At 59.9% G+C, this 20,693-nt stretch carries 20 protein-coding genes; 10 read left to right on the top strand and 10 right to left on the bottom strand.

The window, feature by feature from the left end:
* Positions 1-69: 69 nt before the first annotated feature.
* The 6 genes from AC1RPZ_RS00270 to AC1RPZ_RS00245 form a co-directional block, all read right to left on the bottom strand.
* Positions 70-843, bottom strand: a complete 774-nt coding sequence (locus AC1RPZ_RS00270) for an enoyl-CoA hydratase (protein ID WP_493133674.1) — start codon at positions 841-843, stop codon at positions 70-72.
* Between the two features lie 14 nt (positions 844-857).
* Positions 858-1,985 carry an acyl-CoA dehydrogenase gene (locus AC1RPZ_RS00265; RefSeq protein WP_493133670.1) on the bottom strand — a complete coding sequence of 376 codons (1,128 nt, stop codon included), beginning with the start codon at positions 1,983-1,985 and terminating at the stop codon, positions 858-860.
* Positions 1,986-1,994: 9 nt separating this feature from the next.
* The gene (locus AC1RPZ_RS00260) at positions 1,995-3,188 is read right to left on the bottom strand and encodes an acetyl-CoA C-acyltransferase (protein ID WP_493133668.1); all 1,194 of its coding nucleotides are present in this window, start codon (positions 3,186-3,188) and stop codon (positions 1,995-1,997) included.
* A gap of 12 nt (positions 3,189-3,200) precedes the next feature.
* Positions 3,201-3,962 (bottom strand): SDR family NAD(P)-dependent oxidoreductase, encoded by a 762-nt coding sequence (locus AC1RPZ_RS00255; protein ID WP_019690523.1) that lies wholly within the window; start codon positions 3,960-3,962, stop codon positions 3,201-3,203.
* A 40-nt stretch (positions 3,963-4,002) separates the two neighbouring features.
* Positions 4,003-5,637: an AMP-binding protein gene (locus AC1RPZ_RS00250; protein WP_493133667.1), complete on the bottom strand. Its 1,635-nt coding sequence runs from the start codon at positions 5,635-5,637 to the stop codon at positions 4,003-4,005.
* 261 nt (positions 5,638-5,898) lie between these two features.
* Positions 5,899-6,915, bottom strand: coding sequence for an AraC family transcriptional regulator (locus AC1RPZ_RS00245; protein ID WP_493133665.1), 1,017 nt, complete (start codon positions 6,913-6,915; stop codon positions 5,899-5,901).
* A gap of 164 nt (positions 6,916-7,079) precedes the next feature.
* Here AC1RPZ_RS00245 and efeU point away from each other — a divergent pair, with 164 nt between their 5' ends.
* The 5 genes from efeU to AC1RPZ_RS00220 all read left to right on the top strand — a co-directional run bounded on the left by efeU (position 7,080) and on the right by AC1RPZ_RS00220 (position 12,747).
* Positions 7,080-7,931 (top strand): iron uptake transporter permease EfeU, encoded by an 852-nt coding sequence (gene efeU, locus AC1RPZ_RS00240; RefSeq protein ID WP_493133663.1) that lies wholly within the window; start codon positions 7,080-7,082, stop codon positions 7,929-7,931.
* Positions 7,932-7,939: 8 nt separating this feature from the next.
* Positions 7,940-9,139 (top strand): iron uptake system protein EfeO, encoded by a 1,200-nt coding sequence (gene efeO / locus AC1RPZ_RS00235; RefSeq protein ID WP_493133661.1) that lies wholly within the window; start codon positions 7,940-7,942, stop codon positions 9,137-9,139.
* Between the two features lie 19 nt (positions 9,140-9,158).
* Positions 9,159-10,457: an iron uptake transporter deferrochelatase/peroxidase subunit gene (gene efeB / locus AC1RPZ_RS00230; RefSeq protein ID WP_493133657.1), complete on the top strand. Its 1,299-nt coding sequence runs from the start codon at positions 9,159-9,161 to the stop codon at positions 10,455-10,457.
* Positions 10,458-10,490: 33 nt separating this feature from the next.
* Positions 10,491-11,315, top strand: coding sequence for an iron uptake system protein EfeO (gene efeO, locus AC1RPZ_RS00225; protein ID WP_493133653.1), 825 nt, complete (start codon positions 10,491-10,493; stop codon positions 11,313-11,315).
* A gap of 235 nt (positions 11,316-11,550) precedes the next feature.
* Positions 11,551-12,747: an MFS transporter gene (locus tag AC1RPZ_RS00220; RefSeq protein ID WP_493133648.1), complete on the top strand. Its 1,197-nt coding sequence runs from the start codon at positions 11,551-11,553 to the stop codon at positions 12,745-12,747.
* Positions 12,748-12,758: 11 nt separating this feature from the next.
* On the opposite strand, the gene AC1RPZ_RS00215 is transcribed toward AC1RPZ_RS00220, so the two are convergent.
* Both AC1RPZ_RS00215 and AC1RPZ_RS00210 read right to left on the bottom strand, forming a co-directional pair.
* Positions 12,759-13,808 (bottom strand): alpha/beta hydrolase family protein, encoded by a 1,050-nt coding sequence (locus AC1RPZ_RS00215; RefSeq protein ID WP_493133644.1) that lies wholly within the window; start codon positions 13,806-13,808, stop codon positions 12,759-12,761.
* A 264-nt stretch (positions 13,809-14,072) separates the two neighbouring features.
* Positions 14,073-14,684, bottom strand: a complete 612-nt coding sequence (locus AC1RPZ_RS00210; protein WP_493133640.1) for an FMN-dependent NADH-azoreductase — start codon at positions 14,682-14,684, stop codon at positions 14,073-14,075.
* Positions 14,685-14,812: 128 nt separating this feature from the next.
* Between AC1RPZ_RS00210 and AC1RPZ_RS00205 the strand changes: the two genes are divergently transcribed.
* On the top strand, positions 14,813-15,721 hold the full coding sequence (locus AC1RPZ_RS00205; RefSeq protein WP_493133635.1) for a LysR substrate-binding domain-containing protein: 909 nt from the start codon (positions 14,813-14,815) through the stop codon (positions 15,719-15,721).
* Positions 15,718-16,077 carry an MmcQ/YjbR family DNA-binding protein gene (locus AC1RPZ_RS00200; RefSeq protein ID WP_493133633.1) on the top strand — a complete coding sequence of 120 codons (360 nt, stop codon included), beginning with the start codon at positions 15,718-15,720 and terminating at the stop codon, positions 16,075-16,077. The genes AC1RPZ_RS00205 and AC1RPZ_RS00200 overlap by 4 nt, the downstream gene beginning before the upstream one ends.
* Here the strand turns inward: AC1RPZ_RS00200 and AC1RPZ_RS00195 are convergent.
* Complete coding sequence (locus AC1RPZ_RS00195) at positions 16,074-16,478, bottom strand: DUF1294 domain-containing protein (RefSeq protein ID WP_493133631.1); 405 nt, start codon at positions 16,476-16,478, stop codon at positions 16,074-16,076. The two genes, AC1RPZ_RS00200 and AC1RPZ_RS00195, sit on opposite strands and share 4 nt — an antisense overlap.
* Complete coding sequence (locus AC1RPZ_RS00190; RefSeq protein WP_493133629.1) at positions 16,475-17,305, bottom strand: undecaprenyl-diphosphate phosphatase; 831 nt, start codon at positions 17,303-17,305, stop codon at positions 16,475-16,477. Before AC1RPZ_RS00190 ends, AC1RPZ_RS00195 begins: the two co-directional genes overlap by 4 nt.
* Positions 17,306-17,603: 298 nt before the next feature.
* Here AC1RPZ_RS00190 and AC1RPZ_RS00185 point away from each other — a divergent pair, with 298 nt between their 5' ends.
* The 3 genes from AC1RPZ_RS00185 to AC1RPZ_RS00175 all read left to right on the top strand — a co-directional run bounded on the left by AC1RPZ_RS00185 (position 17,604) and on the right by AC1RPZ_RS00175 (position 20,393).
* Positions 17,604-19,238, top strand: a complete 1,635-nt coding sequence (locus AC1RPZ_RS00185; RefSeq protein WP_493133627.1) for a methyl-accepting chemotaxis protein — start codon at positions 17,604-17,606, stop codon at positions 19,236-19,238.
* A gap of 70 nt (positions 19,239-19,308) precedes the next feature.
* A complete protein-coding gene (gene pnuC, locus AC1RPZ_RS00180) occupies positions 19,309-19,872 on the top strand; it encodes a nicotinamide riboside transporter PnuC (RefSeq protein ID WP_493133625.1) in 564 nt (187 codons plus the stop codon).
* A complete protein-coding gene (locus AC1RPZ_RS00175) occupies positions 19,869-20,393 on the top strand; it encodes an AAA family ATPase (RefSeq protein ID WP_493134757.1) in 525 nt (174 codons plus the stop codon). Before pnuC ends, AC1RPZ_RS00175 begins: the two co-directional genes overlap by 4 nt.
* The last annotated feature ends 300 nt before the right edge of the window (positions 20,394-20,693 follow it).

The following is a 20,693-nucleotide window of genomic DNA, read 5'->3' as shown; positions in this document are numbered from 1 at the left end:
ATCGCAGCCTGCGGCAGCTCCTACACCGATCATCTGTAGGAGCTGCCGCAGGCTGCGATCTTTTTTGCATTACTTTCCGACGAACTCGGCCTCACGCTTGGCAATAAACGCTGCCATGCCCTCTTTCTGATCCTGTGTGGCGAACGCCGCATGGAACACCCGACGTTCAAAGCGCACGCCTTCGGACAGGCTGACTTCAAAGGCGCGGTTGACGCTTTCCTTGACCATCATTGCAATCGGCAAGGACTTCTTGGCGATCAGCGCTGCCACTTTCAACGCCTCATCCAGCAGCTCATCCACCGGCACGATGCGCGCAACGATGCCGCAGCGCTCCGCTTCCACCGCGTCGATCAAACGGCCGCTGAGGCACATTTCCATGGCTTTGGCCTTGCCCACGGCGCGGGTCAGGCGCTGGGTGCCGCCCATGCCCGGCAACACGCCGAGGTTGATTTCCGGCTGACCGAATTTAGCGTTGTCACCGGCCAGAATGAAGTCGCACATCAGCGCCAGTTCACAACCACCGCCCAGGGCAAAACCAGCGACAGCGGCAATGATCGGCTTACGGCGGTTGGCCACCCGGTCACTGTCACTGAACAGGTCGTCGAGGTAAATCCGCGGATAGGTCAGCTCAGCCATTTCCTTGATATCGGCGCCGGCGGCAAAGGCTTTTTTCGAGCCGGTCAGCACGATGCAGCCGATGTCAGGGTTCGCCTCAAGACCGTCCAGCGCATGGTTCAGCTCACTGACAATCTGCGCGTTCAAGGCGTTCAGCGCCTGCGGGCGGTTGAGGGTGATCAGACCCACGCGGCCCTGGACTTCCAACAAAATCGTTTCGTAGTTCATGCAAACGTTTCCTTTTAAAGATTGCGCGAAATGACCATGCGCTGAATATCGCTGGTGCCTTCGTAGATCTGACAGACCCGCACATCGCGATAGATCCGCTCCAGCGGGAAGTCGCTCAGGTAACCGTAACCACCGAGGGTTTGCAATGCCATCGAGCAGACCTTCTCGGCCATTTCCGAGGCGAACAGCTTGGCCATCGAGGCTTCCACCAGCGCCGGTTTACCGCTGTCACGCAGGGCGGCCGCGTAATGCACCATCTGCCGGGCGACGGCGATTTGCGTGGCTATGTCGGCCAAACGAAAGGCTACCGCCTGATGCTCGATGATCGCTTTGCCGAAACTTTCGCGCTCACGGGCGTAATCACGGGCGGCTTCGAATGCGGCGCGAGCCATACCGACCGATTGCGAGGCAATCCCGACGCGTCCGCCTTCAAGGTTGGCGAGGGCGATTTTGTAGCCTTCACCCTCCTCGCCCAGACGATTGGCCACCGGCACTTTCACGTCCTCGAAAAGGATCTGACAGGTGTCCGAGGCGTGCTGGCCGAGTTTGTCTTCGACCCGCGCAACCTTGTAGCCCGGTGAATCGGTCGGCACGATGAAAGCACTGATTCCGCGTTTGCCGGCACTTGGGTCGGTGACCGCGAAGACGATCACCACCCCGGCGTTTTGCCCGGAAGTGATGAACTGCTTGCAGCCGTTGAGCACGTAGTGATCGCCGTTCAGCCGGGCACGGGTTTTCAGGCTGCTGGCGTCGGAACCGGCCTGCGGCTCGGTCAACGCGAACGCTCCGAGCATCGCACCGCTGGCCAACGGCTTGAGGAAGCGTTCTTTCTGATCGTCGTTGCCGAACTTGAGGATCGGCACGCAACCCACCGAGTTGTGCACGCTCATGATGGTCGAGCAGGCGCCATCGCCAGCGGCGATTTCTTCCAGGGCCATGGCGTACGCCAGGTAACCGGTGTCGCAACCGCCCCACTGCTCCGGCACCAACATGCCGAAGAAGCCGAGTTCAGCCATCTCGCCGATCGCTTCTTTGGGAAAGCGGTGTTCGCGATCCCACTCGGCGGCGAACGGCTTGAGCCGTTCCTGGGCGAATTGCCGGGCCGCGTCGCTGATCTGTAGTTGTTCGTCAGTCGGGAGCATGTTGATTCCTTAATACAGGCATTCAACGGCCATGGCCGTGGCTTCACCGCCGCCGATGCAGATCGCTGCAACGCCGCGTTTCAGGCCTTTCTGACGCAATGCCGAGAGCAAGGTCACGAGGATCCGCGCGCCAGAAGCACCGATCGGGTGGCCCAGCGCACAGGCGCCGCCGTGAACGTTGACCTTGCTGTGGGGAATTTCCAGCTTGGTCATGGTGACCAGGCTGACCACGGCGAAGGCTTCGTTGATTTCGAACAGCTCGACGTCGTTCAGCGACCAGCCGGTTTTCTTCATCAGTTTCTTGATTGCGCCTACCGGTGCTACCGGGAACAGGCCCGGCGTATCAGCGAAGGCGGCGTGACCGTGGATCACCGCCAGCGGCTTCAGACCACGCTTTTCAGCTTCCGAGCGGCGCATCAACAGCAACGCCGCCGCGCCATCGGAGATCGAACTGGAGTTGGCCGCGGTCACCGTGCCGCCCTCACGGAACGCCGGTTTCAGGCTGGCGATCTTGTCCAGTTTGGCTTTCGGCGGTTGTTCGTCATCGGTGATGAGCATCGGCTGTTTGCCGACCATGACCTGCAACGGAACGATTTCGGCGCTGAAGCTGCCGTCCTTGATCGCCTGCTGGGCGCGGGTGGTCGACGCCACGGCAAATTCGTCCTGCGCTTCACGCGTGAAGCCGTTCGCCTCGGCGCAATCCTCGGCGAAGGTGCCCATCAGGCGGCCCTTGTCGTAGGCGTCTTCCAGACCGTCGAGAAACATGTGGTCGAGCACGTTGCCGTGGCCCATGCGGTAGCCGCTGCGGGCGCGGTCCAGCAGGTACGGTGCGTTGGACATGCTTTCCATCCCGCCGGCGACCACCACGTCGGCACTGCCGGCCAGCAGCATGTCGTGGGCCAGGATGGCGGCTTCCATGCCCGAACCGCACATTTTGTTCAGGGTGGTGCAACGGGTCGACTTGTCCAGCCCCGCACCGAGTGCCGCTTGCCGCGCAGGCGCCTGACCGAGGCCGGCTGGCAGCACGCAACCAAACAGCACTTCTTCCACTGCGTCAAAGGCCACCCCAGCACGCTCGACGGCTGCGCGGATCGCTGCAGCGCCCAATTGTGGAGCGGTGAGGCTTTTCAGTTCACCTTGAAAGCCGCCCATCGGGGTGCGAACGGCGCTGACGATAACGATTGGATCGTGGGTAATTGTCATGACAAATCCTCCTTATTTGGCGGCCATACGCAAGGCACCGTCGAGACGGATCACCTCGCCGTTGAGCATGCTGTTTTCTATGATATGCCTGACCAGCGCGGCGTACTCAACCGGTTTGCCCAGGCGTGGCGGGAACGGCACGCCTGCAGCCAGCGAGTCGCGGACTTCCTGGGTCATGCCGGCCATCATCGGGGTTTCGAAGATGCCTGGAGCGATGGTCATCACACGGATACCGAAGCGCGCCAACTCACGGGCGGCGGGCAAGGTCAGGCTGGCAATCGCGCCTTTGGACGCGGCGTAAGCAGCCTGGCCGATCTGGCCATCGAAAGCCGCCACCGAAGCGGTGTTGATGATCACCCCGCGTTCGCCGTCTTCATTGGCTTCGGTTTCGGCAATCGCCGCTGCCGCCAGACGCAGCATGTTGAAGCTACCGATCAAGTTGACGTTGATCACCTGGCTGAAACTGGCCAGCGCGTGCGGGCCGTTCTTGCCGAGGATTTTCTCGCCGCGGACCACGCCGGCGCAGTTGACCAATCCGTGCAGGCCGCCAAACGCTGCGACCGCTGCCTGCACCGCCGCTTCTGCTGCCGCTTCCTGACTGATGTCCGCCACGACGCAGTGTGCGCCGAGCCGTTTTGCCTGAGCGGCGACGGCTTCGGCATTCAAGTCCACCAGCATCACTTTGGCACCGGCGCCCACCAGCATTTCAGCCGTGGCCGCGCCCAGGCCCGACGCACCGCCGGTGACGAGAAAAACCTTGTTTTCGATCTGCATCATTGTTTCCTTCGGTTCAAACCTTGTGAGCCGCGGCCTCTTAAGCCTTGGCGATTTCCTGGTTGCGCAAGATAAAGCGCTGCAATTTGCCGCTTGGGGTTTTCGGCAATTCACTGACAAATTCGATTTCACGCGGGTAAGAGTGGGCCGCCAGACGCTTGCGCACATGCTGACGCAGCTCCTCGGCAAGCTCAGGCGAAGCACGGTACTGCGCACTGAGCACCACGAAGGCTTTCACCAGTTCGGTGCGCTCCGGATCCGGCTTGCCGATCACGGCCGCTTCAACCACCGAGGGATGCTCGATCAACGCACTTTCCACGTCGAACGGGCCAACCCGGTAGCCGGAAGTGGTGATGACGTCGTCGCTGCGGCCGACGAAGCTGATGCTGCCGTCCGGATTCAGCTCGACGGTATCGCCACTCAGGTAATAGTTGCCGACGAAGGCCTTGGTCGGCGCACCTTCGTAACCGGCGAACCAGCACATCGGCGATTGCGTGCGGTCGATGGCGAGAATCCCCGGCTGACCGACCGACAGTTCGTTATAAGCCTCATCCAGCACCACGATCCGGTGGCCGGGCGAAGCAAACCCTGCCGCACCGACATGCACCGGATGCTCCAGGCCGTGGTGGTTGCACAGCACCATGCCGAGTTCGGTCTGGCCGTAATGGTCGTGGATCACCACGTCGAGGTTGTCGGCAAACCAGCGGATCACTTCCGGGTTCAACGGCTCGCCGGCGCTGCTGACGATACGCAATTTGCCTTTGATCGAGCGGGCGAACTCATCGCCGCCAGCGATCAGCAAACGGTACGCGGTCGGTGAACCGGTGAGGTTGGTGATGGCGTATTTGTTGATCACCCGGCAGGTGCTTTCGAGGGTGAACGGACCATCGTAAAAGGTGATCGGATGGCCCATGGACAACGGTCCGGTTACACCAAAGTAAATGCCATAGGCCCAACCCGGATCGGCGACGTTCCAGAACGCATCTTCAGGGCGCAGGTCCACCGCGTCGCGGGTGTAGCTCTGGAACGCGACGATTGCCTTGAGCGGCACCGACAGGGCCTTCGAAGGGCCGGTGGTGCCCGAAGTGAACATCAGCAGGAACGGGTCTTCACCGCTTAGAAGCAGCGGTTCACATTGGGCGGAATAGTTGGGCAGTTCGGCCCAGAAACTGAAATCGCCGCGCACGATGCCCTGACCTTTCGGGCCGCCAACGGTGACGATGGTCGGGCAGTCGGCAACGTCATTGAGCTTTGGGCGATTGACCGCGTCGGTCACCACCACGGCGGCGCCGGAACTGTTGAGGCGGTGTTCGATGGCTTTCGGGCCGAAGGCGGTAAACAGCGGCTGATAGACCGCGCCGATACGCCAGGTGGCGAACACCACAATCAGCAATTCGACGTTGCGTGGCAACAGACCGGCGACCTTGTCGCCCTTTTTCACGCCTTGAGCCAGCAGGAAATTGGCAAAGCGCGCGGCTTTGTCCTGCAGATCGCTGAAGGTGTACGTGGCGCTGGCACCGTCGCGTCCCTCCCAGAACAAGGCAATGCGCCCCGGCAACGCATGGCGGTCGCAGCATTCAACGCAGGCGTTGAGGGCCGTCAACGAGCCTTTGAGCGCCGCCTCGACGGTGTGCTGATAGTTGAACTGTGAAGTCGCAGACAGGTAATCGCGCATTGCCAGAATCCCTCTGTATTTTTATTGGGTTGGGGGAACCGTAAAAATCCAGGAAATACTCGCTCCGCGGGCGGCGCGGGACAATGGTCAAAGCTTTCAAGTTGCGTGACTGGTTTGGCCAAGATTCAAGAGATGTGGCGCCTGGGCGGACGTCATCGCGAGCAATCGAGCGTCGACCGGCTGCTCCCACATTTGGAACGCGTTCCCCTGTGGGAGCAGCTTGCTCGCGAAGAGGCCAGACCGATCAATACAAGGTCTGGATCAGTGGGCTTCGTTAAGGATCAAGCTGCGATAGTGCCCCGGATTGGACCCCGACCATTTGCGAAACGCCTTGTAGAACGAACTGGCATCGGCGAACCCGAGCCGCGTGGCGATCTCGGCGAAGCTGATCGAAGGTTCTGCCAGCCAGACAATCGCCAGTTCCTTGCGCACGCTGTCCTTCAAACCCTGATAGGTCTGCCCTTCTTCTGCCAAGCGTCGACGCAGTGTCGAAGCGGACATGCACAGCCGCTGCGCCAGGCTCTCGGTTTCCGGCCACTGTTCGGCGGGCAGTTGCCGCAAATCGTGTTTGATCCGGCTGGCGAGGCTTTGCGGATCGCGGTACTTGACCAGGATATTGGCCGGCGCATGGGCCAAAAAGCGCTTGAGCTCGTCGCTGCTGCGCTTGATCGGAAGATCCAGGCAATCAGCCAAAAAAATCATCCGCGTGCGTGGGCGGTCGAAGCGCAGGTTTTCGGAGAACATCACCTTATAGTCATCGCAGAAGTCCGGTTCCGCGCAGCGCAGTTCGATGGCCAGAATCGGTATCCGTCGCCCGGCCAACCAGCAGGCAACGCCATGGACGATCATCCAGTAGGTGAAATAAGTGAAGGCGCGACGCGGGTCCTGGTCGTCTTCGAGCAGGACGATTTCTGCCAGGCTTTGCTGATGAACCAACTGTGCTGGCATGCGCTCCAGCATCAACGACAGAAACCCCAGCCCGGACGTCAATCCGGCCGCCAGCGTCGGCTGGGCCATGGCGCAACGGCAGAGAAACTCCAGACTGCCGGATTTCAGCTGGCGCGGGTCCATGCCAAAAAACTCGTCGTCCATGCGCCGCGCCAATAGTCGCCACAGCCGTGCATAGGCCGTGGCCGGGACGCGAGCATCAGCCACGCCAAGCAAACACGGCTCGATCCCGACCTTGAGCAAGACCTCAACGCTGACCGCACTCGACTCGCAGCTTTGCAGCAGTGCTTCGCGCACCAGATGAATGGAGATGGTGTCTTTTTCCGACATTGAACGTGGTGAACCCTGTTTTTTGTTTGTCGGCCATCTTAGCGCAGCCCGCGATCTTTTAATGTGTTCAGCCATCGTTCAGGCAAATGCTAATCATCCCTATTTAGAAATAAGTCTCATTATGTTACAAATTAGCTTCCACTCTATAGCTGACGCGGTGCTGAATGCTGGTTCCCTTTCTAATCATGCTGCGCGAAGGCGTTGAAGCGGCGTTAATCGTCGGCATCATTGCCAGTTACCTCAAGCAAACCGGACGCGGCCAATGGATGCCCGCCATGTGGATCGGGGTCTTTCTCGCCGTCGCGCTGGCCCTGCTGGTGGGCGGTGGCCTGGAGTTGGTCAGCGCCGAGTTCCCGCAAAAACAACAGGAGCTCTTCGAAGGTGTGATCGGCCTGCTGGCGGTCGGCATTCTGAGCTCCATGGTGTTCTGGATGCGCAAGGTCGCGCGCTCGATCAAACACTCGCTGCACGTTTCCCTCGATCACGCGATGGCCGGTTCCAAACACCAGATCACTGCACTGATTGCCATGGTGTTCTTCGCCGTCGCCCGGGAAAGTCTGGAAACGGTGTTCTTCCTGCTCGCGGTATTCCAGCAAAGCGAAGGTCCGGGAGCGCCTGTCGGTGCCCTGCTCGGCCTGGCGCTGTCGATCGTCATCGGGTTCCTCATCTACAGCGGCAGCATGCGCCTGAACCTGGCCGCGTTCTTCCGCTGGACCGGCCTGTTCATTCTGGTGGTGGCGGCCGGCATTCTCGCAAGCTCGGTGCGGGCACTGCACGAAGCCGGGCTCTGGAATCACCTGCAAACCGTCCTGTTCGACTTCAGCGCAACCTTGCCGATGGATGGCCCGTTGGGCTCGGTGCTGGCCGGCATGTTCGGTTATCAGGATGCACCGACCGTCAGCACCCTGGGCGCTTACCTGATTTATCTGGTGGTCGCGCTGGTGATGTTCTTCCTCCCAGGTAGCGCGCCTGCCAAACCAGCCGCCACGCCACCCTCTTCCGTTTCCAGCCATTAAGGGCATTCATGTCAAACCAGGCCCCTCTTCAAACCTCGCCTCCCCGCGCCCTGCGCTGGGCGGTGGCCGGCTCGGTGATCGTGATGATCGCTGCTGGCGGAATGTTCTACTACGCATCGCAAATGGCCGCGGCCAAGCGCCAGACCAACCATGACGAGATCACCGTCACGATCAATCCGCACAGTTGCGAGCCAAATGCTCTGACCGTCCCGGCGGGTCACAGCAGTTTCCGCATCGTCAACCGCTCGGATCGTGCCGTTGAATGGGAAGTCCTCGACGGCGTGCTGGTGCTTGTAGAGCGGGAAAACATCGCCCCCGGCCTGAGTCAGGTGGTCACCGCCAACCTGTTGCCGGGTGACTACGCGATTACCTGCGGTCTGCTCAGTAACCCACGCGGCACCCTGCACGTCACGCCCACCGCAGCATCCGATGCGGCGGCCAAGGCACAGCCGTCGATGGTGGCGTTTATCGGCCCGTTGTCGGAATTTCGGGTTTACCTGAGCAGTCAGGGCAACTCGCTGATTAACGCTGTCACCGCGTTGCAACAGGCTATCGACGCCGGTGACCTGAGCCAGGCCCAGGTACTCTACGTGCCGGCCCGCGTTGCCTATCAACGTATCGCGCCGGCGGCTCAACGTCTGGCGGAACTGGACAAGGTTATCAATGCTCGCGCCGATTACTTTGAAAAGCGCGAGCAGGATCCGGATTTCGTCGGCTTCCATCGCCTCGAATACGCGCTGTTCCAGCAACGAAAAATCGAAGGTCTGGCGCCGATCGCTCAGCGCCTGCTGACCGATGTCACCCAGCTCAAGCAACAACTGCTGGCCCAGTCGCTGCCGCCGGAGCAACTGGTGAGCATCGTCGCCCGCAACCTCCGCAACATGGCCGATGTTCGCGCCAGTAGCGGTGAAGAAGAACGTTACAGCCACATTGATCTCTACGGCTTCGCCGCCAACCTGGACGTCACCCGCAAAGTGATCGATCTGTTGCGTCCGTTACTGAGCAAGTCCGCCGCAGCGTTGCTGACCCGATTGGACACGGCCACCCACGCTCTCGATGCCGAACTCAATGGCTTGCGAGTGAAGGACGGCTACAGCAGTTACGACAGCGTCGGCGCCGATCAACGCGCACGACTCGCCGACAAGGCCAAGGCTCTGGCCGATGCACTCGATGGAATCGATCCCGCCCTTGGCCTTTCCGGCCTGTAAGCAGAAGACAAAAAATCAGATGAACGATTTAGATCAGATCAATGCCCAACGTCGCCGCGTCTTGTTGGGCATGGGCGCCGCCGGCGTCGCGTTGGCAGGCAGCACCTTGAGCTGCCCGGCCATGGCCGCCAGCCCGGCACAAGTCACTGAAGCACCGAACAGCGACAAAACCCAGGACCGCCATGACTTCCATGGCCCGCACCAGACCGGCATCGTCACGCCGCGCCCGGCATGCGGCATGCTGGTGTCGTTCGACGTACTGGCCACCGACCGCGAAGACCTCGAACGGCTGTTTCGCACGCTGAACCAGCGCATTGCGTTCCTGATGACCGGCGGCCCGGTGGCTCAGATCGACCCGAAATTGCCACCCACGGACTCGGGGATTCTCGGCCCGGTGGTGACACCCGACAACCTGACCATCACCGTGTCGGTGGGTGAATCGCTGTTCGACGAGCGTTTCGGCCTGGCCAGCGCCAAGCCCAAGCGGTTGATCCGCATGCTCGGCTTCCCCAACGATGCGCTGCAACCCGAGCTCTGCCACGGCGACCTGAGCCTGCAGTTCTGCTCCAACACCGCGGACACCAACATTCACGCCCTGCGCGACATCGTGAAGAACCTGCCGGACTTGCTGCTGGTGCGCTGGAAACAGGAAGGCAGCGTGCCGCCGCAAGCACCGGCGAAGCCTTCCGAACCTGCGCAGAGTGCGCGCAACTTCCTGGGTTTTCGTGACGGCTCGGCCAACCCCGATTCCAACGACAACAAGACCATGGAGCAGATTGTCTGGGTGCAACCGGGCAGCGATGAGCCAGCCTGGGCGGCCAATGGCAGTTATCAGGCGGTGCGGATTATCCGCAACCTTGTCGAGCGCTGGGATCGCACGCCGCTGCAAGAGCAGGAAAGCATCATCGGTCGGGTCAAAAGTACCGGCGCACCGATGGGCGGCGCACATGAAACCCAGGTCCCGGACTACGCCAAGGATCCGCACGGCAAGCTGACCAAAATGGACGCGCACATCCGCCTGGCCAACCCGCGCACTGCCGCGACCCAGGCCAACCTGATCCTGCGTCGGCCATTCAACTACTCCAACGGCGTGAGCAAAAACGGTCAGCTGGAAATGGGCTTGCTGTTCATCTGCTACCAGGCCGATCTGCACAACGGTTTCATCACCGTGCAAACCCGACTCAACGGTGAGCCGCTGGAGGAATACCTCAAGCCTATCGGTGGCGGCTATTTCTTCACCTTGCCAGGTGTTACCGGCGACAAGGACTTCATCGGTCGTTCATTGCTCAATGCCACACAACCGAAAACCACGGCTTAACCCCTAATCACAACACACCCACGGAAACGCCCCATGAAAAAGTCGCCTCTCGCTTTGCTGGTTGCCCTTGGCTTGCTCCACGCCCCACTTTCGGCTTTCGCCGCCACAGCGCCGCTGGATCTGGTGGGACCGATTTCGGATTACAAATTCTACGTCACCGAACAGCTCGACGGATTTGCCAGTCACACCCAGCAGTTCACCGACGCGGTGAAAAAAGGAGACCTGGCTACCGCTCAGAAGCTCTATGCGCCGACCCGCGTTTACTACGAGTCGATCGAGCCGATGGCCGAACTGTTCAGTGACCTCGATGCGTCCATCGACTCGCGCGTCAACGACCACGAAAAAGGCGTCAAGGCGGAAGACTTCACCGGTTTTCACCGCATTGAGTACACGCTGTTCTCCGAGAAAACCACCGAGGGCCTCGGTGAACTGGCCGACGGTCTGAATCAAAACGTCAAAGACCTGCAAACCCGCGTTGCCGGCCTGACCTTCCCGCCAGAGAAAGTGGTGGGCGGCGCGGCCACCTTGCTCGAAGAAGTCGCCGCCACCAAGATTTCCGGTGAAGAAGACCGCTACAGCCACACCGACCTGTATGACTTCCAGGGCAACATCGACGGCGCGAAAAAAATCGTCGACCTGTTCCGTCCGCAGCTCGAGAAACAGGACAAGGTGTTCGTTGCCAAAGTCGACAAGAACTTCGCCAGCGTGAACAAGATTCTGGCCAAGTACAAAACCGCCGACGGTGGTTTCGAGACCTACGACAAGGTCAAGGAAAACGACCGCAAGGCATTGGTCGGCCCGGTCAACACCCTGGCTGAAGACCTGTCGACCCTGCGTGGGAAGTTGGGTTTGAACTAACCATCGTTTCAACGTTGCCTGAACCGACGCCTTCGCGAGCAAGCTCGCTCCCACATGGGTTCTATGTTGATCACAACAGTGTGGTCAGACACAGATCCGGTGTGGGAGCGGGCTTGCCCGCGAAGGCGGTCTTACAGGCACCCATCCCCTGAAAACAACCGTTAGCCTGCTTCCTTTTATTTCAGACCCGCGCCATGATGCAGCTCTCTAACCGCCCACCCGCGAACGAGCTCTCATGTCTGCGCAACAACCGCCTCCCGTCAGCTCCATGGCGATCACCCTGCAGATCGTCTCCATCGTTTTTTATACCTTTGTTGCCTTCCTCTGCATCGGCCTGCCGATTGCTGTGTTGCCGGGCTATGTGCATGAGCAACTGGGTTTCAGCGCCATCGTCGCTGGCCTGACCATCGGCTCGCAGTACCTAGCCACCCTGCTCAGCCGCCCCATGGCGGGTCGGATGTCCGACAGCATCGGCACCAAACGGGCGATTGTGTATGGCTTGCTGGGGATCGTGCTCAGTGGCGTGCTGACATTGCTGTCGACCTTGTTGCAGAACCTGCCATTGCTGAGCCTGATGATTCTGATCGGCGGTCGATTGTTGTTGGGGATCGCCCAAGGCCTGATCGGTGTCGGCACCATCAGTTGGTGCATGGGCCAAGTGGGCGCCGAGCATACCGCCCGCTCGATTTCCTGGAACGGCATTGCCTCGTATGGCGCGATTGCCATTGGTGCGCCGCTGGGTGTGGTGATGGTCGGTCAGTTGGGGTTCGCCAGTCTTGGGATTGCCCTTTCAGTGCTGGCTCTGGCGGCACTGCTGCTGATTCGCAACAAACCTTCGGTGCCGGTGATTCGCGGTGAGCGATTGCCGTTTTGGGCGGTGTTCGGCCGCATCGCGCCCTTTGGCGCGAGCCTGAGCCTGGCCTCGATCGGCTACGGTACGCTCACCACCTTTATTACCTTGTTCTATATCAGTCGCGGCTGGACCGGCGCGGCCTGGTGCCTGACGGTCTTTGGCATCTGCTTCATCCTCGCGCGCTTGCTGTTCATCTCCAGCATCAACCGCTTTGGCGGGTTCAGCTCGGCAATCGCCTGCATGAGCATCGAAACCCTGGGGCTCGGCCTGCTGTGGATGGCGCCTTCAACGGCGGTGGCGTTGATGGGTGCGGGGCTCACCGGGTTTGGTCTGTCGCTGGTGTATCCAGCGTTGGGTGTCGAGGCGATCAAGCAAGTGCCAAGCACCAGTCGTGGCGCCGGCTTGAGTGCCTATGCGGTGTTTTTCGATCTGGCGCTGGCGATGGCCGGACCGTTGATGGGCGCAGTGGCGCTGAACCTGGGCTACTCGTGGATTTTCTTCTGCGCGGCGCTGCTGTCGATCACCGGACTGGGGCTGACCCTGATTCTGAAACGTCGTTCAGCACTCAGCCCGTCGTAAGACCCTGGCGTCTACGGGGAAGTCTGATCGGCGGTCTGCATCCCGGCCCGGCTTGGCTTGCTCAGGGTCTGAGCAAAGAAACGCCCGGCTTCGGAGAACAGGTTACGGTGAATGTCCTCACGGTCAACGCCGTCAGCATCCGTGCACAACGCCGGCATCGCCGCGAGCTGGTCCTTGGTACACGGCGCCATGAACACGAAGTGCCCGGCCCCGGCCAGCAGTTTGAAATCAGGAGCGACGGGTAGTTTGCGAGCCAGCGCTGCGGCGTTTTTATCGAGCGCGACCAGTTTGTCGCCATCGCCGCTATAGAGCAGCACCGGCACATGCACACCGGCCAAGGTATGGCGACCAAACTTCAGGCTCAATGGCGCCATCAGCAACAGAGCGTGAACCCGAGGATCGGCAACTGGCCGCAAGTCATCGCGGTCGACAATCAGTTCACCGTTGGTGCTGCAGGCGTCTCCGTCGTCAGGACGTTCTTTACAGTAACGGCGTAACCGATTCAGGTCCGGCGTGGCGCCCGAGAGAATCAATGCCGTTTCGCCACCGGCCGAATAGCCGATCACTCCGACCTCGTCGGGATTGACGAACGGTGACAGCATGGGGTCGGCCAGCGTGGCGGTAATGGCTTCGGAAATCTGGATCGGCCGCCCATAGAGGTTGCTCAGCGTGCCGAGGCGGCTGTGGTCCTTGGAGTTGTCACCGGGGTGAATCACCGCCACCACCACAAAGCCTTTGCGTGCCAGCGATGTCGCGAGGTCATGCAAGGCCAATGGGGTACCGATGTTGCCGTGGGACAGCATCAGCATCGGAAAGCGCCCAATGGCGACTCTCGCATCTTCGCTTGCTTGAATTTGATAGCCCTCGACCTTGCTTGAGTGTTCGATACCGGTCGACGGGTAAAAGGCGATGGCCCGCATCGGCTGCAAATCCAGCGGATCAAGAAACGTCAGCACATGGTAGCCAACGCTCCAATTAGTAGGGTGCGGCGCAAACGCGGCTTGCACTGTATTCAGGCTGCTGAGCAGGCAGATCAGTAACGTTGCACAAAGACGCACCATGGGATGCCCCACCTTGTTACCTGATTGGAATACCCGTTCTCTTCCAATTCCTTGGATTTAGAGCCTTGTGTAAGCGTTTGCCGCTTTCAAGGCCTATGCAGAACGGGGGCCGATAACCCGAGACTGCATAACCTGGGCCAACACCTGAAACACCAGCACTTTTAATTCAGAAACAGAAAAACTCCGTACCCCGATCGTTTTACGACGATCAGGGTACGGAGTCTAGTGGGTATTGCCTGAGCTTTTTAACTCTTTACGAAAGCCTTACGCAGCAGCGAACAGTTGCTCGCTGATGTGCGCCTGAGCGTCGCTCATGGCTTTGCTGCGAACGTCGTCACCGTAAGCCAGGCCATGGGCGCGGACGAACTCGAGGTCGGTGATGCCCATGAAGCCCAGCATGACTTTCAAGTACTCTTCGTGGCCGACGCCAGTCGCCTGACCCACGTGCATACCGCCGGAAGTCGACACCACCACGACTTTCTTGTTGCCGCACAGGCCTTCAGGACCGGCTTCGGTGTAGCGGAAAGTCTGGCCGGCAACGGCAATGCGGTCGATCCAGGCCTTGAGCTGAGTCGGGATGGTGAAGTTGTACATCGGTGCCGCGATCACCACGGCATCGGCAGCGAGGAATTCAGCCAGGGTCGAAGCACTCAGCTCGGCTTCGTGCTGTTGTGCGGCGTTACGCAGCTCAGCGGTGGTGCCGGCCGCGACCAGAGTCGCTGCGGAGAAGTGGCTGATGGCGTCGCTGGCCAGGTCGCGGTAGGTAACCACGGCTGCAGGCTCGGCGGTTTTCCAGGCCTGGACGACACTGTGGCTCAGTTGACGGGAAGCCGAGTTGTCGCCAAGGATGCTCGAATCGATGTGCAAGAGTTTCATGTGGGATCTCCAAGTGAGGATCGCCACTGGGCGATCTAGTGGGGACAATCCTACAGACGAAACCAATAGCTGATTAGTCAGCAACAATGCGATAGTTTGTCCTACTGACAGGACAATCGAGTGACACCATGCAAGACCTCAATGACCTCTACTACTTCGCCAAAGTGGTCGAAGCCGGCGGTTTCGCCGCCGCCGGGCGCGTGTTGGGCATTCCCAAGTCGCGGCTGTCGCGGCGCATCGCCGAACTTGAAGAGCGCCTGGGCGCCCGCCTCCTCCAGCGCACCACTCGCCAGCTCAAGCTGACCGCCGTCGGCGAGCGCTACTTGCGCCATTGTCAGGCAATGCTGCTGGAGGCCGAGATGGCTGACGAGGCGGTCGCCAGCATGTCCAGCGAGCCCCGAGGGCGGTTACGGGTGTCCTGCCCCGTTGGATTGGCTCACGAATTTCTGCCATCGGTCATCAGTTCCTTTCTGGAACGTTTCCCTCACGTGCAATTGGAGATGCAGTTGCTCAACCGCCGGGTCGATCTGGTGACCGAAGGCATCGACGTTGCCTTGAGAGTGCGTGAACTGGGTGACGAAGACCCGCTACTGGTCACCCGGCGCCTGCGTCAGGCGCAAATGGTGATGATTGCCAGCCCGGCCTTTCTACGCGATCACCCGATCAGCAGCCCGGAAGATCTGAAACAGGTTCCGGTGCTCGGCGCTCTGGAAGCCGATCGCTTGGTGCATCTGCGCATGCTCGACGCTCAAGGCAGGAGCTGTGACCTGACGCTGGAAGCGCGACTGGGGATCGATGATTTCATCGTGCGCAAGGCGTGTACGCTGGCGGGTCTTGGCTTCACCCTGCTGCCAATGATGTACTGCGAAGAGGAACTGGAAAACGGCTCGCTGGTGCAGTTGTTGCCCGAGTGGTCGCTGCCTGGCGGTTGGCTGCTGGCGGTCTACCCTCATCGGCGCGGTTTACTACCGGCGGTGCGCGCCTGGATTGATCATTTGACCGAAGCATTCAAAGCCTGCGGGGATCGACTGTTATGAAGGCTAAACCGATGACCGAGGAAGACGTGGCGCGTTTCTGCCTGGCGCTGCCCGGCGCGCAAGAGGATTACAAATGGGGCGGCGTGCGGGTGTTTTCAGTCGCCGGAAACAAGATGTTCGCCCTGCAAAACTTGCGGGGCGAATCATTGGCGTTCAAGGTCGACAAAGAGCTGTTTCTGGGGCATGTCGACCGACCGGGCATCGGGCCTGCGCCCTATCTGGCAAGGGCGCAGTGGATCATCATGCAAACGCCCTACCCGCTTGGCGCCGATGAGCTGCAAGGCTTGCTGCAACGTTCTCACCAGCTGGTGGTAAGCAAGTTGCCCAAGCGCGTGCAGGTCGGGTTGTTGCTTTAGAGCAAGCTAAAGAAGCCGGCGCCAAGGAACAACTGGTCGATCCAGAACACCTGATGCAGCAGCACGATGATCCAGAACACCAACTGATAGGACACTTTGCGCGTCTTGTGCCGAAACACTTGCTGGGCGAGCAAGGCACCCGGCCAGCCACCGGCCAGTTCGACTGCATGCAGCACGTTTTCCGGTGTACGCCAGTTGTCTGTCCGGGCCTTGCGCTTGTCGCTCCAGTACAGCAAGAACGCCAGCAGGCTGACAACGGCGTAGGCCGCAAGCGGAATCAGCGAAATCCCGCGCCACCCTAGAAGTATCGAGCCAAAAACCGGCAAGGCGCACAGCATCAGGAACACCAGGCCTTTGAGGCGCGGGTTTTGAATCCCGCGCCCATTGCGTGGCTCGATCATGATGTGGCGGCTGCCCAGTCGACCCAACCGAACTGCCAGGTCGCCAGAATCAGCAAGCCGAACGCGATGCGGTACCAGGCAAACGCTGCGTAGCTGTGGCTGGCAATGAACTTCAGCAAGCCCTTGACCGCGATCATTGCGAAAACAAACGCAGTGATGAAGCCGACAGCGAACACCGGGAGGTCAGCGGCCTGAAACAGGTCGCGGTACTTGTAGCCGGAATAAACCGCGGCACCCACCATGGTCGGCATGGCCAGGAAGAACGAAAACTCGGTGGCGGTTTTACGCGACAGGCCGAACAACAAGCCGCCGATGATCGTCGAGCCGGAGCGCGAAGTGCCGGGAATCATCGCCAGACACTGGGCGAAACCGACCTTCAGCGCGTCTTTCCAGGTGATCTCGTCGACAGTTTCGGCGTGCACGGAGTGCTCGCGACGCTCAGCCCACAACATGATGATTCCGCCCACCACCAGCGCCGTCGCCACGGTAATCGGATTGAACAGATATTTATGGATCACGTTGGCGAAGATCACACCCAACACCACGGCCGGCATGAAAGCGATCAACAGGTTGACGGTAAACCGTTGGGCGCTGCGCTGCGTGGGCAAGCCCGTCACCACGTCGAGGATCTTGCGGCGAAACTCCCAGACCACGGCCAGGATTGCGCCGAGCTGAATGATGATGTTGAACGCCATCGCGCGCTCGCCACCGAAGTTGAGCAAATCCGCGACGATAATCTGGTGCCCGGTACTGGAGATGGGCAAAAACTCTGTCAGTCCTTCTACAATGCCAAGAATCAAAGCCTGAACGGCGGTCCAAAGATCCATCAATCCCCCATGAAGCAATGCCTCCAAGGCATGCCCTCGTTAAAAATAGTTAATCACTTACTGCGATCAGCCAGCGTAGCTGAATGACGACGCACGCAAGATCCTCGCAAAACAGTAAAAATCTCCTGAGAAATCAGCGTGAATTCAGGTTTCTGCTGACGCGGCCGAAATCCTATCAGACATGCCTGAATAACGCTGCGCCGTAATTGGACTTGAGTAGGGTTGGCTTGGCAGCAAAAGCGTGCCTGAATGCGGGTGATCGTTTATGACAAGAACAAGAAACCGGAGTAACAAGGTTATGGATAGCTTGCGCAGTGTGTCGATCAGCCGTCGTTTGTGGCTCATCTTGATTGTGGCTGTGCTGATGCTGTTGACGTTGGGTGTGCTGATGCTCAAGCAGATCCACGATGACCTGTATCAAGCCAAGGCCCAAAAAACCCAACATGTGGTGCAGACGGCCAGTGGCATTCTGGCCTACTACCACGGCCTGGAAACCGCCGGCACCCTGACCCGCGATGCGGCGCAGAAGCAGGCCTTGAGCGTGGTGCGCGGCTTGCGCTACGACCAGAACGACTACTTCTGGATCAACGACCTGACGCCCGTGATGGTCATGCACCCGACCAATCCGAAACTCGAAGGCCAGAACCTTTCCTCGATCAAGGATCCGGACGGCTTCGCGCTGTTCAACGAAATGGTGGTCATCGCCAAGGCCAAAGGCGCCGGCATGGTTGACTATCGCTGGCCGAAACCCGGCGCCAGCATGCCGGTCCAGAAGACCTCCTACGTAAAACTCTTCGAACCCTGGGGCTGGGTCATTGGTTCGGGTGTGTACATCGATGACATGCAGGCCGAATTCTACGCACAGGTGTGGCAAGCATCGTTCGCCGGGCTTGCTATCGCCGTGTTGATGGCGCTGCTGGTGATCCTGATTGCGCGCAGTATCGTGCGCCCGCTCCAGGAAACCGTGAACGCCATGGCCAACATCGCCAGCGGTGAAAGCGATCTTACCCGTAGCCTTGATACCCACGGACAGGACGAAGTGACCGAATTGGCGCGGCATTTCAACGCCTTTACGGCAAAATTGCGTCTGGTCATCAGCCAGCTGCAACAGTCCGCCAGTGCCCTGGGGCAGTCATCCAGCGACTTGGGCAGCGATGCAGCCCAAGCCCAGGCGCGCAGCCAGCAACAATCGCAACAAATGGAACTGGTGGCGACCGCCATCAATGAAGTGACCTATGGCGTGCAGGACGTGGCCAGGAATGCCGAACACGCCGCCAGCGAAATGCGCGATGCGCAAGCTCAGGCACAACAGGGGCAAGTGAACATCGATGGGAGCTTGCAGCAGATCGATCAGCTGTCGAGCACCATCGATCAAGCCGTTGAGGTTATCCGTACCCTGGCCGCTGAAAGCACACAGATCGGCAGCGTGCTCGAAGTGATTCGCTCGATCGCCGAACAGACCAACCTGCTGGCGCTCAATGCGGCCATTGAAGCGGCCCGCGCCGGTGAGCAAGGACGGGGGTTTGCGGTGGTGGCCGATGAAGTCCGGCTGCTGGCACAGCGCACGCAAAAGTCCACGGCTGAAATCCAGTCAATGATCGAGCGCTTGCAGAACCATTCCGAGGCGGCAGTCAAAGTGATCGGCGACAGCAGTCGTGCCTCGCAGCTGACCATTGAACAGGCCGGGTTGGCCGGTGCCAGCCTGAACGCGATCGGCCAGGCCCTGCGCAACCTCAACGGTCTGAACGCTTCGATTGCCAGCGCAACCCTGCAGCAGGCGCATGTGGTCGAGGACATCAACCACAACGTCACCCAGGCCGCGGGCTTGTCTCACAGCACCGCGTTGGCCGCTGAGCAGTCAAGCGTCGCGAGCGTGCGTTTGAAAGAGCTCAGTGAACAGTTGAATGGCCTGTTGCGTCAATTTCGGGTGTAGGTCGCACGGTACAAGGTGATTCTTGTGCCGTTACAATCGGCGCCCTTTTCAACTTCACCAAGGAACCCTCATGTCAGGGCTTGAACTGTTTGCCGCCGCACTCGGCGTGATTGCCGTCTGGTTGACGGTCAAACAGAACCCCTGGTGCTGGCCGATCGGGCTGGTCATGGTGCTGCTCTATAGCTGGATCTTCTTCGAGGTGAAGCTGTATTCGGACATGCTGCTGCAGGTGATCTACGCCGGTTTGCAGCTCTACGGCTGGTGGCAGTGGACCCGCGCCGGTAAAGCGCATGATGGACGGCAAGTCACGCAACTGGACGGCCGCTCGATGGGGGTGGGGTTGGCCGTCGGTGCCGTCGGCAGTTTGCTGCTGGGCGCGGCCATGGCCCATTGGACCGACGCCGCTCAGCCCTGGCTGGACGCGGCATTGACCGGCTTCAGCCTGGTGGCGCAACTGTGGATGGCGCAAAAACGCCTGCAATGCTGGCCGCTGTGGATTGCCGTCGATGTGATTTTCGTCGGGCTGTTCATCTACAAGGGCTTGTACCTGACCGCCGCACTTTATGGGCTGTTTACGCTGATCGCCGTGCAAGGCTGGCGCGAATGGCAGGCCCATCCGGCATTGCGCGCATGAAAGTATTGGTACTCACCGGCCCGGAATCCAGCGGCAAAAGCTGGTTATCGGCAGAGCTTCAACGCCATTTTGGCGGGCTACTGGTAGGTGAATACGTCCGCTATTTCATTGAACAGAACCCTCGTGATACCTGCCTTGCCGATATCCCGCAGATTGCCCGTGGTCAAATGGCCTGGGAAGACAGCGCTCGAGCCCAGAGCCCTGCGCTGCTGATTCTCGACACACACCTGCTGAGCAATGTGCTGTGGAGCCAAACCCTGTTTGGCGAATGCCCCGCATGGATCGAAGAGGCGCTGCTGGCCAGGCATTACGACCTGCACCTGCTGCTTTCTCCCGAATCGGTTGACTGGACGGATGACGGCCAACGCTGCCAGCCGGATCCGAGTCGGCGTCTGGCGTTCTTTAACGCAACAAAAACCTGGCTGGAACAGCACCAGCAAAAACTACAGATCATCAATGGCGACTGGGTCGAGCGCCGTCGCCAGGCATTGGCTGCCGTGGGGCAACTGCTGACGCCGTGACGGCATCCCCATCAGGACTTCCCCCCGATTTCCCCCGTGTTCAGGGCTTATATGTCCGTTTCTGAAACACCCCAGTGCGGCGCAACAGCCCATATCAAGGGCCTTCATCCTCTTGTCATGCTGACTGTTAAGTCATTGGTACACCCGGCCGCAAACACTTGATTTAGAGCTATTCGACAGGTATGGCTGACTCTCGACGGCAGATCTTGTCTCACGGTTGATACAGCTCAAACATCCCATCTCCTGCCTGAATTCCTAACCTATTGAATTCAATCAATAAATAGAAAGCGGCACAGCTTC

This window comes from Pseudomonas sp. GW822-FHT02D10, from assembly GCF_058802345.1.
The sequence above is the reverse complement of the archived record's forward strand: the minus strand, read 5'-3'. Positions and strand labels throughout refer to the sequence as shown.